Annotated in this window: 13 protein-coding genes and 2 riboswitches; of the genes, 6 read left to right on the top strand and 7 right to left on the bottom strand. The window is 71.1% G+C overall.

What is annotated here, in order from left to right; genetic code table 11:
* Window positions 1-41: 41 nt before the first annotated feature.
* A complete protein-coding gene (locus M1M07_RS00620) occupies window positions 42-797 on the bottom strand; it encodes a cobalt-precorrin-4/precorrin-4 C(11)-methyltransferase (protein ID WP_248672964.1) in 756 nt (251 codons plus the stop codon).
* Window positions 794-2,005: a precorrin-6y C5,15-methyltransferase (decarboxylating) subunit CbiE gene (cbiE, locus tag M1M07_RS00615; RefSeq protein ID WP_197254900.1), complete on the bottom strand. Its 1,212-nt coding sequence runs from the start codon at window positions 2,003-2,005 to the stop codon at window positions 794-796. The genes M1M07_RS00620 and cbiE overlap by 4 nt, the downstream gene beginning before the upstream one ends.
* Before the next feature lie 40 nt (window positions 2,006-2,045).
* A riboswitch (cobalamin riboswitch) is annotated at window positions 2,046-2,243 on the top strand.
* A gap of 33 nt (window positions 2,244-2,276) precedes the next feature.
* Here cbiE and M1M07_RS00610 point away from each other — a divergent pair.
* From M1M07_RS00610 to M1M07_RS00595, 4 genes are read left to right on the top strand one after another with little or no spacing between them, the layout of a single operon-like run.
* Window positions 2,277-4,187: a VWA domain-containing protein gene (locus M1M07_RS00610; protein WP_248673020.1), complete on the top strand. Its 1,911-nt coding sequence runs from the start codon at window positions 2,277-2,279 to the stop codon at window positions 4,185-4,187.
* Entirely contained in the window at window positions 4,187-4,801 is a 615-nt protein-coding gene (gene cobO, locus M1M07_RS00605; RefSeq protein ID WP_248672963.1) for a cob(I)yrinic acid a,c-diamide adenosyltransferase, read from the top strand. Before M1M07_RS00610 ends, cobO begins: the two co-directional genes overlap by 1 nt.
* 49 nt (window positions 4,802-4,850) lie before the next feature.
* Window positions 4,851-7,223, top strand: a complete 2,373-nt coding sequence (locus M1M07_RS00600) for a cobyrinate a,c-diamide synthase (protein ID WP_248672962.1) — start codon at window positions 4,851-4,853, stop codon at window positions 7,221-7,223.
* The gene (locus M1M07_RS00595; protein WP_248673019.1) at window positions 7,220-8,134 is read left to right on the top strand and encodes a cobalamin biosynthesis protein; all 915 of its coding nucleotides are present in this window, start codon (window positions 7,220-7,222) and stop codon (window positions 8,132-8,134) included. Before M1M07_RS00600 ends, M1M07_RS00595 begins: the two co-directional genes overlap by 4 nt.
* 4 nt (window positions 8,135-8,138) lie before the next feature.
* On the opposite strand, the gene M1M07_RS00590 is transcribed toward M1M07_RS00595, so the two are convergent.
* Window positions 8,139-8,561, bottom strand: coding sequence for a DUF1801 domain-containing protein (locus M1M07_RS00590; protein ID WP_248672961.1), 423 nt, complete (start codon window positions 8,559-8,561; stop codon window positions 8,139-8,141).
* Window positions 8,562-8,664: 103 nt separating this feature from the next.
* Here M1M07_RS00590 and M1M07_RS00585 point away from each other — a divergent pair, with 103 nt between their 5' ends.
* The gene (locus M1M07_RS00585) at window positions 8,665-9,207 is read left to right on the top strand and encodes a hypothetical protein (RefSeq protein WP_248672960.1); all 543 of its coding nucleotides are present in this window, start codon (window positions 8,665-8,667) and stop codon (window positions 9,205-9,207) included.
* A 21-nt stretch (window positions 9,208-9,228) separates the two neighbouring features.
* On the opposite strand, the gene M1M07_RS00580 is transcribed toward M1M07_RS00585, so the two are convergent.
* From M1M07_RS00580 to M1M07_RS00565, 4 genes are read right to left on the bottom strand one after another with little or no spacing between them, the layout of a single operon-like run.
* On the bottom strand, window positions 9,229-9,963 hold the full coding sequence (locus M1M07_RS00580; RefSeq protein ID WP_248672959.1) for a cobalt-precorrin-6A reductase: 735 nt from the start codon (window positions 9,961-9,963) through the stop codon (window positions 9,229-9,231).
* Complete coding sequence (locus M1M07_RS00575) at window positions 9,960-11,453, bottom strand: cobyric acid synthase (RefSeq protein WP_248672958.1); 1,494 nt, start codon at window positions 11,451-11,453, stop codon at window positions 9,960-9,962. The genes M1M07_RS00580 and M1M07_RS00575 overlap by 4 nt, the downstream gene beginning before the upstream one ends.
* A gap of 3 nt (window positions 11,454-11,456) precedes the next feature.
* A complete protein-coding gene (locus M1M07_RS00570; protein WP_248672957.1) occupies window positions 11,457-12,245 on the bottom strand; it encodes a CbtA family protein in 789 nt (262 codons plus the stop codon).
* 14 nt (window positions 12,246-12,259) lie between these two features.
* A complete protein-coding gene (locus M1M07_RS00565; RefSeq protein ID WP_248672956.1) occupies window positions 12,260-12,454 on the bottom strand; it encodes a CbtB domain-containing protein in 195 nt (64 codons plus the stop codon).
* A 55-nt stretch (window positions 12,455-12,509) separates the two neighbouring features.
* Window positions 12,510-12,574, bottom strand: a riboswitch (cobalamin riboswitch).
* An 80-nt stretch (window positions 12,575-12,654) separates the two neighbouring features.
* Here M1M07_RS00565 and M1M07_RS00560 point away from each other — a divergent pair.
* Complete coding sequence (locus M1M07_RS00560; protein ID WP_197254947.1) at window positions 12,655-13,200, top strand: histidine phosphatase family protein; 546 nt, start codon at window positions 12,655-12,657, stop codon at window positions 13,198-13,200.
* Window positions 13,201-13,203: the final 3 nt, after the last annotated feature.

Genomic DNA, 13,203 nt, shown 5'->3' with positions numbered 1-13,203 from the left:
TGAGCGAGTGAGTGTACCGCTCGCTCGGGCGGAGGGGCAGGTCAGCGCACCCGGTCGCGCGCCGGATCGTAGAGATGTGAGCACGCGACGTCCGCCTGCTCGCGGATGCCGAGTGCCCGGCCGACGAGGATGACTGCGGTGTGCTTGAGTTCCGCCGCCTCGACGAGATCGGCGATGTCGGCGAGCGTGCCGCGCAGCACCACCTGATTCGGCCGGGACGCGAACGCCACGACCGCGGCCGGGCAGTCCGCCCCGTATTCTGCGCTCAACTCCTCCGCGAGCATGCGGATCCGCGTGATCGCCAGGTGCAGAACGAGACTCGCGTGAATCCCCGCGACCTTCGCGAGCGCCTCGGTGTCGGGCATCTTGGTGGAGCGGGCCTGCGTGCGGGTGAGCACGACGGTCTGCGCGAGTTCGGGCACGGTCAGTTCGGTTCCGAGGGTTGCGGCGGCCGCGGCGTACGCGGGTACCCCCGGTGTGACGTCCCAGGGCACACCCGCGGCGTCGAGTCGCCGGGTCTGTTCGGTGAGCGCCGAATACAGCGACGGGTCACCGGAACACAGCCGCACGGCGTCGAGTCCGCGTCGGTGCGCATCGACGAGATGCGCGGTGATCTCGTCGAGATCGAGGTTCCGGGTGTCGATCAGCTCGGCGCCGGCCGCGCAGTGCGACAGCACCTCCTCGTCCAGGTAGGTGCCCGCGTACAGCACCGTCGGCGCCTCGCGCAGCAGGGCAACCGCCCGCAGCGTCAGCAGGTCGGCGGCACCCGGGCCGGATCCCACGAAATGTACTGTCATTTTTCACCTTTCACGACACTCCACTGCACCACCGGACGCAGCGCCTGCCAGCCGGTGAACGTTCCGATCGCGGCGGCGTGTTCGACCGACAGCCGCGTGAGTTCTCCCCCGCGGCGCTTCCACCACTCGACCAGCACCGCCTCGGTCTCCAGCGTCACCGCGTGCGCGACGAGGCGGCCACCGGGGCGCAGCGCATCCCAGCAGGTGTCGAGCACCCCCGGCCGGCTGCCCCCGCCGCCGACGAAGATCGCGTCGGGCGTCTCGAGTCCGGTCAGCGCCGCGGGGGCGTCACCACGCACGACCTGCACCGCGGTCGGGACGCCGAGCCGGGCGGCGTTGCGTTCGATTGCGTCGGCGCGGGCGTCGTTGTGCTCGAGCGCGACGGTGCGGCAGCGCGGATCGGTGCGGGCCCACTCGATGCCCACCGACCCGGCACCGGCCCCGACGTCCCACAGCAGCTGACCCGGCTTCGGGGCCAGCGCGCACACCGCCGCGACGCGGATCGGACGTTTGCTGAGTTGCCCGTCGTGCTCGAAACAGTCGTCGGGCAGACCCGGCGTGGTCGAAAGCCCTTCAGCTCCGCAACATTCGATGCACAGCAGGTTCAGGTCGGCGGCCGGCATGTCGACGAACTCGGAGGCCCGCCCGTCGCGGCGCGTTTCGTCGGTGGGGTGTCCGAGGTTTGCGAGCACGGTGACGCGGGCGTCTGCGAAACCGGCGTCGACGAGCAGTCGCGCCACCTCCGCCGGACCCGAGGCGTCGGAGGTCAATACGACGAGGCGGCGGTCGCGTGTCAGATAGCGGCGCAATGTGCCGACGTGGCGGCCCACCAGGGTGACGGTGTCGCAATCCTCTGCGGCCCAACCCATCCGGGCCCTGGCCAACGCAACGGAGGATACCGTCGGGATCACCCGCACGGCACCGGATCCGAGTCGGCGGATCAGCGTGGTGCCGATGCCCGACACCATCGGGTCACCGGACGCGACCACGACGACGTCGCTCCCGGCGTGCCGCGCCAGCAGGTCGTCGAGACCGGCGAGCAGCGGCGACGGCCACGGCTCGCGGAGAGCGGGCGTGTCCGGCAGCAGTGCGAGGTGCCGGCGTCCGCCGATGAGCACGTCGGCCTGCAGCACCTGCGCCTGCCCTTCGGAGGTGATGCTGTCCCAGCCGTCCGCACCGACGCCGACGACGGTGATCGAGGAACCCATGGCGGTGAACCATAACCGAGACTCTCCGGCTACACTCGGCGGCGGTAGTGACAATCGAGGTGCCCCTTCACAGGGGATAATCGGGAAGCCGGTGTGAATCCGGCACAGGCCCGCTGCGGTGACCCGGGAGTCGTCGATCACGCGCGTAAGCGCAGCCACTGGACCGTCGGTCCGGGAAGGCGATCGCACGGCGCTCGACCGGGAAGTCCGAATACCGGCCTCGATTCGGCTGCCGGACAGAACGTCCCAGCGGGAGCCTGTGGAGGATCTTGTGCACGTGTATCCGTTCAGCGCCGTCGTCGGCTCCGACGACCTGGCGCTGGCCCTGACCCTGTGTGCCGTCTCGCCGGCGATCGGTGGTGTGCTGGTGCGCGGCGAGAAGGGCACCGCGAAATCGACGATGGTGCGGGCGCAGGCGGCACTGTTGCCGCAGGTCACCGTGGTCACGGGCTGTCGTTTCGGGTGCGATCCGCAAGCCCCGGATCCGGCGTGCGTCGACGGTCCGCACCCCGCCGGTGCCGCCGCGCACACCCGCCCGGCCCGGCTCGTGGAACTGCCGGTCGGCGCCACCGAGGACCGGGTCACCGGGTCGCTGCACCTGGGCAAGGCGCTGGCCGAGGGGACCGCGGAATACGAGCCCGGACTGCTCGCGCTCGCGCACCGCGGCGTGCTGTACGTCGACGAGGTGAATCTGCTGCACGACCATCTCGTCGATCTGCTGCTCGATGCCGCCGCGATGGGCCGTTCGACCGTCGAGCGCGACGGCGTCTCCGTCACGCACGCGGCCCGATTCGTCCTGGTGGGGACGATGAACCCGGAGGAGGGCGAGCTGCGGCCGCAGCTGCTGGACCGGTTCGGGCTCACCGTCGAGGTCGCGGCGCCGCGTGATCCCGCGCAGCGTGCGGAGATCGTCCGGCGTCGCCTGGCGTTCGATGCCGACCCGGACGGATTCGTCGCAAAGTGGTCCGACGCCGAGGCCGCGTTGTCGCGTCGCATCGCCGATGCCCGGCTCCGGCTCCCGCGCGTGCTCCTGCCCGATGCCGCGCTCGTCGCGATCGCCGAGGTGTGCGCGGCGTTCGACGTCGACGGGATGCGCGCCGACCTGGTGACCGCGAAGGCCGCGGTCGCGCACGCCGCGTGGTGCGGGCGTGACGAGGTGACCCGCGAGGACATCGCGGTCGCGGCGAAACTCGCGCTGCCGCACCGGCGTCGCCGCAACCCGTTCGACTCCCCCGGGATGGACGACCGGCTGCTCGACGACCTCCTCGCCGACGAGGACGGCGGACCCGACGATCCCGACGACGATCCGAGCGGTGGTTGCGAGGGTTCGGACGCCGCCGCACCGGATTCCCCCGGTCGGCCTGCGGAGACGACGGTGACGGCTCCCGCCGAGCCCTATCGTGCCCGCCTGCTGGCCGCGGACCGGACCGGTCGCGGAGCGGCGGGGCGCAGATCGCGGGCGCGCACCACGATCGGCCGCACGGTCGGGGAGCACAACGGCGACTCCGGCCCGATCCACCTGCCCGCGACCATCCGCGCCACCGCCGCCCGCCCGTGTGCCTTTGTGGCGGCTGGGACCGCCACAAAGGCACACGGGTGGGAGCTGCGGCGGAAGGTCATCGAAGGCAAGGAAGCCAACCTGGTGCTGCTGTGCGTCGACGCCTCCGGGTCGATGGCCGCGAAAGCACGGATGACGCAGGTGAAAACCGCGATCCTGTCGCTGCTGCTCGACGCCTACCGCCGCCGCGACACCGTCGGGCTCGTCACCTTCCGCGGCGACGGCGCGCACCTGCTGCTGCCTCCGACGAACTCCGTCGACGTCGCCGCGACCCGGTTGCGGGAACTGCCCGCCGGCGGCCGCACGCCGCTGGCGGAGGGGCTGCACGAGGCCGCCGAGACCATTCGACGGCACCGCCTGCGCGATCCAGACCGGCGGGCGCTGCTCGTCGTCGTCACCGACGGTCGCGCCACCGCCGGGCCCGACGCCGTGAACCGTTCGCTCGCAGCCGCCGAACTCATTGCCGCACAGGGTATCTCCTCCGTGGTTCTGGACTCGGAGACCGGCCGGTTCCGGATGGGACTCGCACGACATCTCGCCGAACGTCTGGGTGCCGAGTACGTCGCGGTCGGCGACGTGCAGGCCGACGCCATCACCACCGCGATCCGAGGGAGAGCCGCCTGATGCCGAAGGGACAACCGATCGCGGTACCCGACGACGGTCTCACCACCCGGCAACGCCGGCACCGGCCGCTGCTCATGGTCAACACCGGCGACGGCAAGGGCAAGTCGACGGCCGCGTTCGGTCTCGCGCTGCGCGGCTGGAACCAGGGCTGGTCGGTCGCGGTCTTCCAGTTCGTGAAGTCCGCGAAGTGGCGGCTCGGCGAGCAGACCGCGTTCGAGACGCTCGGGGCGTTGCACGACGAAGACGGCACCGGCGGGGCCATCGAATGGCACAAGATGGGGTCGGGTTGGTCGTGGTCGCGCAAGGACGGCACCGAGAAGGACCACGCCGCCGACGCCCTCGCCGGATGGCGGGAGATCCGGCGCAGGCTCGAGGCCGAACAGCACGGGCTGTACGTGCTGGACGAGTTCACCTACCCGATCAACTGGGGCTGGGTGGACATCGACGAGGTCGTCGACACCCTCGTCCACCGCACCGGACATCAGCACGTGATGATCACCGGTCGCCGCGCCCACCCGAAGCTCGTCGACGCGGCGGACCTGGTCACCGAGATGACCAAGATCAAGCATCCGATGGATGCCGGGCAGAAGGGCCAGAAGGGCATCGAATGGTAGGCACAGCATGGTAGGCACAGCATGGTAGGCACAGCATGGTAGGCACAGCATGGTAGCCATACCGCGGCTGGTGATCGCCGCTCCCGCATCGGGGCACGGAAAGACCACCGTTGCAACAGGTCTCATGGCCGCACTCCGCGTGGCCGGTCACGTCGTGTCCGGGCACAAGATCGGACCCGACTACATCGATCCCGGCTACCACACCCTCGCCACCGGCCGCCCGGGCCGCAACCTCGACCCGCACCTCGTCGGCACCGACCTGGTCGCGCCGCTGTTCCTGCACGGAGCGGCCGGTGCCGATCTGGCGATCGTCGAAGGCGTCATGGGCCTGTACGACGGGATGCTCGGTACCGACGGGTTCGCCTCGACCGCCCACGCCGCCACGCTCCTGCAGGCCCCCGTGGTGCTCGTCGTCGACATCTCGCACGCGTCGCGGTCGATCGCGGCGGTCGTACACGGCATGGCGTCCTACGACCGGGGCGTCCGCATCGCCGGGGTGATCCTCAACAAGGCCGGGTCGCAGAGGCATTCCGACGAGGTGACCGCCGCGCTGGAACCGACCGGGATCCCCGTGCTGGGCGTCCTGCACCGCGACGACGGGATCAGCGCCCCGTCCCGGCATCTGGGGCTGGTGCCGGCGCAGGAGCGCGGCGAGGCGGCCGGGCAGCTGGACCGGCTCGCGGACCGGATCGCCGCGCACGTCGACCTCGCCGAGATCGTCCGGATCGCCCGCAGCGCACCGGATCTGCACGCGGAGCCGTGGTCCCCCGGCGCCGGCACGGAGGATGACGGTCCGGTCGTCGCGATCGCCGGCGGTCGCGCCTTCACGTTCCGCTACACCGAGACCGAAGAGATGCTGCGCGCCGCGGGATGTCGCACGGTCGTGTTCGATCCGCTGCGCGACGAACAGCTTCCCGAGGGCACCGCAGGCATCTACCTCGGTGGCGGATTCCCCGAGGTGCACGCCGCGGACCTGTCCGCGAACACACCTCTGCGCGACCATTTGCGGAGTGCGATCACCGCCGGGGTCCCGACGGTCGCCGAGTGCGCGGGATTGCTGTATCTGTGCCGTGATGTCGACGGCGCCGACATGGTCGGGGTGCTCGACGCCTCCGCCCGGATGACGCCGCGCCTGACCCTCGGCTACCGCACCGCGATCGCGCCCGCCGACCACCTTCTCGCCGTGACCGGTACTCGCGTGACCGGCCACGAATTCCACCGCACCACCGTCGATTCCGGTACCGATCCGGCCTGGCTGCTCGACGGGCGACCCGACGGGTTCGCGACCGCGACGCTGCACGCGTCGTACCTGCACACCCACTGGGCCGGGCACCCCTCGATGGCGCAGCGATTCGTCGACGCCGTGCGCGGCGCGACACCCGTCGCCGCACCCCTGCGCCGACCGCGGACGAAGGCCCCCGACCTGCATCACCACGGCGACCGCGAAGCCACCCCCGGGCTGGTGGACCTGGCCGTGAACGTGTCGCGGCGACCGCGTCCGGTCTGGCTCGACGACGCACTGCGCGCCTCACTCGACGAGCTGAGCCGATACCCGGATCCGAGTGCGGCCCGCGCAGCCCTGGCCGCACGTCACGGCCGGACCGCCGACGAGGTGCTGCCCACCGCCGGTGGCGCCGAGGCCTTCACTCTGATTGCCCGAGCGCGGCCCTGGCGCAAGCCGGTGGTGGTTCACCCGCAGTTCACCGAGCCCGAGGCCGCGCTGATCGCCGCCGGGCACACCGTGCACCGGGTCCTGCTGCGGCCGGAGGACGGTTTCGTGCTCGACCCGGTCCGCGTGCCCGACGACTCCGATCTGGTGGTGGTCGGCAACCCGACCAACCCCACGTCGGTGCTCCATCCGGCCGGGTCGCTGCGGTCGCTGGTACGGCCCGGGCGCGTGGTCGTCGTCGACGAGGCGTTCATGGACGCGGTACCGGGCGAACCGGAAACACTGGCCGGCGCGTTCGTTCCGGGACTGGTCGTGGTGCGGTCACTGACCAAGACGTGGGCGATCCCTGGGGTGCGGGCCGGTTACGTCGTCGGCGACGCCGCGGTGATCGGGGATCTCGCCGTGCACCAGCCGCCGTGGTCCGTGTCGACCCCCGCCGCGGCGGCGATGATCGCCTGCGCGTCGGCGCAGGCCACCTCCGAATCCGAGGCCATCGCAGCCGAGATCGCTTCTAACCGAGAGTTTCTCGTCGATCAGCTGAACGCGCTCAGTGTTCCCGTCGCGGGCGATCCCGCCGGACCGTTCGTGCTGGCGCGGGTTCCCGAGGACACCCGGGAGAAGCTGCGCGCGAGCGGGTTCGCGGTGCGGCGCGGCGACACGTTCCCCGGCCTCGGTGAGGACTGGATCCGCATCGCAGTGCGCGACCCGCAGACCACCGGGGCGCTCGTCGACGCGTGGCGGTCCATCCGATGAGGGCGGCGGGACTGGCCCTCGGATACGTGGCCGACCGGATCTTCGGCGATCCGCGACGCGGGCATCCGGTGAGCGGGTTCGGGGCGATCGCCCGCGCCACCGAACGCCGACTGTATGCCGACTCTCGCTGTGCCGGAACGTTGTTCACCGTTGTTCTGGTCGGTGGCGCCGCTGCGCTCGGCTACGCCGCCGACCGTGCCACCCGGCGACATGCCCTGTTGAACACGACGGTCACCGCCGCCGCGACATGGGCGGTGCTCGGCGGGCGATCGCTCGGCCGCGAGGCGTGCACCCTCGACGACCAGCTCCACCGCGGAGACCTCGCCGCCGCCCGCATCCAGGTGACCCATCTCGTCGGGCGCGACCCCTCGCAACTCGACGCCGACGGAATCGCCCGGGCCACCATCGAATCCGTCGCCGAGAACACCTCGGACGCGGTCGTCGCCCCACTGGTGTGGGGGGCGCTGCTCGGTCCGGCCGGACTGCTCGGATACCGGGCGGCGAACACCCTCGACGCCCGCGTCGGCCATCGCACCCCCCGGTTCCATCGGTTCGGCTGGGCCTCCGCACGTTTCGACGACGCCGTGAATCTCGTGCCCGCACGTCTCACCGCGCTGCTGGCGGCGCTGCTCGGCGACGACCCCGGGGCCGCGCTGCGCATCTGGCGGCGCGACGCGCACAAGCACCCGAGTCCCAACGCCGGGCCGGTGGAGTCCGCGTTCGCCGGAGCCCTCGGTGTCACGCTCGGGGGCGTCAACGTCTACCACGGGCGCGTCGAGGACCGCGGCACCCTGGGCGACGGCCCGCACCCGGTGCCCGGCGATATCGGCCGCACCGCCCGGCTCGCGGCGCGGGTCGGGGCCGGAGCGCTCGCCGTGGCCGTTGCCACGGCGCTCGCCGCCGGTCGGTAGGTGCCTAGGGCCGGTGCTCCACCGTCGCCATGTGCCTGTACCCGATGCGGACGAGTTCGGTCAGCACGATCAGGTCGACGTCGGCGAGCTTCGTGATGTACAGGCACGCCGCACCGGTCTTGTGCTTGCCGAGGGTCGCGAGGAGGTCCGCAGCCCCCGGCGCGACGGTGAGTCCGTAGAGCGCAAGGTTCGTCTTCCGCGGGGCGAAGCCCACGGCGAGTGCGTCGCCTTCCCGGCCGCTGGCGTAGCGGTAGTGGTAGCTCCCGAACCCGACCATCGACGGTCCCCACATCACCGCCTGCTCTCCGGTCGCCTCGCTCATCAGGTCGAGCAGCGTCCAGGCGTCGGCCCGCCGGACCGGGTGCTCGACCGTTTCCAGGAATTCCGGCACGGACTGTGTGGTGGGTTTGGTCTTGTTCTCGGCCATGACCGCAGTCTTGCAGCATCACGGCTGCCCCCAGGTGGTGAATCGGTGTAACGTTGTAATCAGTGCAACACGCACCTGCCGATCGGTCCCTGGGAGGACCATCATGACTAACTACAGGCGATTCGGCCGCCCAGGCGGCTGGCAGCAAGCCGACATCCCCGATGCGTCCGACGCGGCCGAATGGTTCGCCGGGCGACTACCCGACGACTGGTTCACCGGCCCCGCCGAGGTCGAGGTGGATCGGGAGGAGATCGTCGTCGTCGGCGCGCTTCCCCCACCCGACGAGAACAGCGACGCGACCGCAGACGGGCGCATCACCCGCTTCCGGGAAACCACCCGCGGCGAGCGCATGCGTATCGCCGACGAGGCCGAGGCCCGCTACGGCCGGAAGGTCGCGTGGGGTGTCACCCTCGGCGATCGCCGAGTTCTGTTCACCCACTTGGCTGTTCCCGTGATGACGCGACTCCGTCAACCCGAACGGAAGGTCCTCGACACGTTGGTCGACGCCGGCGTGGCACGCTCCCGGGCGGATGCCCTGAGCTGGACCGTCAAACTGGCCGGGCAGCACAGCGAAGCGTGGCTCGCCGAGCTGCGGGAGGCGATGCGCAAGGTCGACGATCTACGCGCCGAGGGACCACAACTCTGACAGTTCGACAACGCTGACAGTTCAGCGGCGCTGCACCCACGACACCGCAGCGGTGACGGTCGCGACCGTGTCGATCCCTTCCGGCACGGCGGGCCGGCGCACCACGATCACCCGCACCCCGAGTTCGGCCGCCGCGTCGAGCTTGGCGCGGGTGTAGGTGCCGCCCGAATCCTTGGTGACAAGGGTGTCGATGTGGTGTTCCCGCATCAGGTTTCGCTCGCCCTCGCGGGTGTAGGGCCCGCGGGTGCGCAGCACCGTCCATCGGGCCGGCACCTCGATGTCCAGCGGGTCGACGACCCGCACCAGGGTCTCGTGCCGGGCGAGCGGACCGACGAATCGGTGCAGGGTCTGGCGTCCCGTGCTCAGGAAGACGCGGTCGCCGCCGGCGGCGGCCGTTGCCGCTTCGTCGTGCCCGTCGACCCACGTCCACGTATCGGATCCGGCGGTTCCCGCCCAGCCCGGGCGTGCGAGCCGCAACAACGGGACACCCTCCCTCATACACGCCGTCACCGCGTTCGCGCTGATGCCGGCGGCGAACGGGTGGGTGGCGTCGACGACGGCTTCGATCGCGTTGTCCCGCAGAAACTTCTGCAAGCCTTCGACCCCGCCGAAGCCTCCGATGCGGACCTCCCCGACCGGCAGTCGCGGGTCCGTGACCCGACCGGCGAGGGAGGACACGAACGCGGTGCCGTCCGATTGCAGGTGCTCCGCGAGCGCACGGGCCTCGCCGGTTCCGCCCAGGACGAGGACGGTCACGCCAGGACCCCGGTCAGCGTGGGCAGTCGCGACCTGTCCGACAGCATGCCCAGCAGACGATCGACGTCCACGTGCTGCTCGATCAGATCGGCCAGCACCTCGAGCCGCGCCTCCCGTTCGACCGGGAAACTCACTGCGCCCGTGCGCACCCGACGACCGGCCGCCCTCGCGACCTCCCGCAGCCAGGCCGCGCGCAGGGCGTCGCCCTCGAGACTGCCGTGCCACATCGTGCCGAACACCGACCCGGATCGGGCGCCGCCGAGGAACTCCTCGCCGCTGCCGACGGTGATCCGCCCGTGGTGGATCTCGTACCCGGACGCGGGGACACCGAGCGCCGACCCCGCCGGCAGCCGCAGCGCCTTCTCGCGCGCGAAAACAGTACGCACGTCGAGCAACCCGAGCCCCCGAGCAGATGCCCCCGCAACCCCTTCCACACCATTGGGGTCGTCGATCACCGCGCCGAGCATCTGGAACCCTCCGCAGATCCCCAGAATCGCGCCGCCGCGGTGGGCGTGGTCGAGCAGTGCGACGTCGAGCCCCCGCGACCGCAGCCATGCCAGGTCGGCGAGGGTCGCGCGGGTACCGGGGAGAATCACCGCGTCGGCGCCGGCCAGCGCCCGCGGATCGTCGACGAACCGCACCCGCACGTCGGGCTCGAGGCACAGCGCGTCGACGTCCGTGAAATTGCTGATGTGCGGCAGCATCACGACCGCCACGGTCAGCGAGCCTGCGCCGTCGTGGGCGGGACGCGACGTCAGCGCCAGCGAATCCTCCGAGTCGAGCCACAGGTCGCGCTGCCAGGGCAGCACGCCCAGCACCGGGCGGCCGGTGAGCTTCTCCAGCGAGTCCAGACCCGGGCGGAGCAGCCCTACGTCGCCGCGGAACTTGTTGATCACGAAACCGCGGATCAGCGCCTGGTCGTCGGGGTCGAGCAACGCCAGCGTGCCGTACATGGAGGCGAACACACCTCCACGGTCGATGTCGCCGACCAGGATCGTCGGCATCCCGCCGTGCCGGGCCAGTCCCATGTTCACGTAATCGTGTGCACGCAGATTGATTTCGGCGGCGCTACCCGCACCTTCGCAGACGACGACGTCGAAACGGGACCGCAGGTCGTCCAACGCCGCGAACGCCGCCTCGGCGAGATGTTTCCGGCCACCGGCGAATTCACCGGCCTGGAGACGACCTGCCGGTGCACCCATGACGACGACGTGGCTGGTGCGATCGCTGCCGGGTTTGAGCAGCACCGGATTCATGGCGGGCTCGGGGGTCGCGCGGGCGGCGACCGCCTGGATCCATTGGGCCCGGCCGATTTCGGCGCCGGTGCCGGTGACCGGATCGACGGTGACCATGGAGTTGTTGGACATGTTCTGCGCCTTGAACGGCGCGACCGCGAGTCCGCGGCGGGACAGGGCCCGGCAGATCCCGGTGGTCACCACGGACTTTCCTGCGTCCGAGGTGGTTCCGGCGACGAGCAGACCCTGTCCCATCGGTCAGGCGACCGCGGTGCGGCGATCGGCGCGTTCGGTCAGGAACGCGAAGGCGACACCGAGCCCGGCCCACAGCGTGGCCTGCACGGCGAGGGACGAGATCCGGAACTCCCACAGCAGCGTCGCCGGGAAGTCGTCGGAGACCTCGTCGATCGCCGGCAGCACCAGGTAGCCGAGGACCACGACGGCGAGGAAGGCGAGCACCGGCGCACCGAGGCGCACGGTACGCAATTCCTGCGCGGCCAGCGTCTTCCGGACGATCACGGCGACCGCGACGGCCACGAGGCCGAGCACGACGGCGGCGAGCCACAACCAGGTGCGCTGGGCGATCGTCTCCGGATCGCCGACGGCGGGCGGATTCGCCGGGTACTCGAAGAACGGAACCGCCTCGATCGCGACCCAGCCCAGTGCCGCCGTCGCCAGTGCCAGCGACCATCCGGACAGCGCGGAGTGCCTGCGAGCGAAATGCAGTACGGACGCATAGATTGCGCCGAGCGCGAGGCCGGCGAGGGTGGTCGCGAGGAACAGGCCGGCCTTCTGCCCGGTGCGGCCGACCAGGGCTTCCTCACCGTGGCTGTGGCCCTGAGCTTCTGCACTGTCGTGCGGGTGCCCGTGATCCGCTGCCGCTTCCTCGAGGGCGATCGCCGCCTCGACGTGCGGTTCGCCGACGACGAAGGCGACCGCCCCGGCGAGCAGGCCCGCGACGAGACCGGCCAGCAAGCCGCGCAGCAGGAGCTGAACGAAACTGCCGGTCAGCGGAAGGGACTTCGATTCGGTTGTGGCGGGGTGCATCGATCCACCCGCGCTCAGTGGCACGGCAGACCGAGCAGGTGCCGGCCGTCGTGCATCAGTTCGTGCATGAACATGCCACTGCGGGAGATCGCGCCCTGATCGAATCCGACCAGGTAGAGCACCACGAATGCGAACAGAACCGTCGCGGTGACGGCCGCGGCGAGCGCAGCGTTGCCCAGCGACTCGTCCGGAAGATGAACGACAGCCATGAAAGAGCCTCCTCGGGATGACGCGTCCCATCGAAAAGGTCACGCGCCGAGGGAGTTTTCTGGCTCCCGGACCATCGGCCCGGTCACAGTGGCGCGACCGCTCCGGTTTCCCACCGGATTGCCTGCACCTCGACACATGCGTACGCCGAACAATTGCACTGCGCCACCGCGCATGTCAAGCGGAAGACCGTTGTGGTCGAATATCGCTCGTGTTGCGCCTGCTGCTGTTGGCCCACGCGTCCACCGACGCGCTCGCGGACGTGCGCTTCCCCGCCGACGACCCGCTGTCCGATCGGGGCCGGCGCGAACTCCGGCGCGTCCACGCGCCCGCCGTCGACCACACGCTGAGCGCACCGGAGCGGTGCACCGTCGAGACCGCAGCTGCGCTGGGGATGTGCGCGGAACCGGACGCGGCACTGCGGGAACTCGACTACGGCACGTGGACGGGCCGGCCGATGTCGGCGGTGCCCGAGGCCGATCTCGCGGTCTGGCTGACCGATCCGCATGCGGCGCCGCACGGCGGCGAATCGATCGCGACGCTGCTCGACCGAACCCGATGCTGGCTCGACACGATGGCGGGCAGATCGGGCCGGTGGCTGGCGGTGACGCACCCGTCGGTGGTGCGGGCCGCGACGGTCTGTGCGCTGGGAGCTCCGGTCTCGGCGTTCTGGCGCGTCGACGTGCGGCCGGTGAGCATCACCCGGCTGCACGCCCGTGACGGCAGGTGGACGCTGCGGCTGACCTGACCG

Source organism: Rhodococcus sp. HM1, assembly GCF_023218075.1.
Classification (GTDB): domain Bacteria; phylum Actinomycetota; class Actinomycetes; order Mycobacteriales; family Mycobacteriaceae; genus Rhodococcus.
Note: the sequence above shows the minus strand (reverse complement) of the source record. Positions and strands in the feature narration are given on the sequence as shown.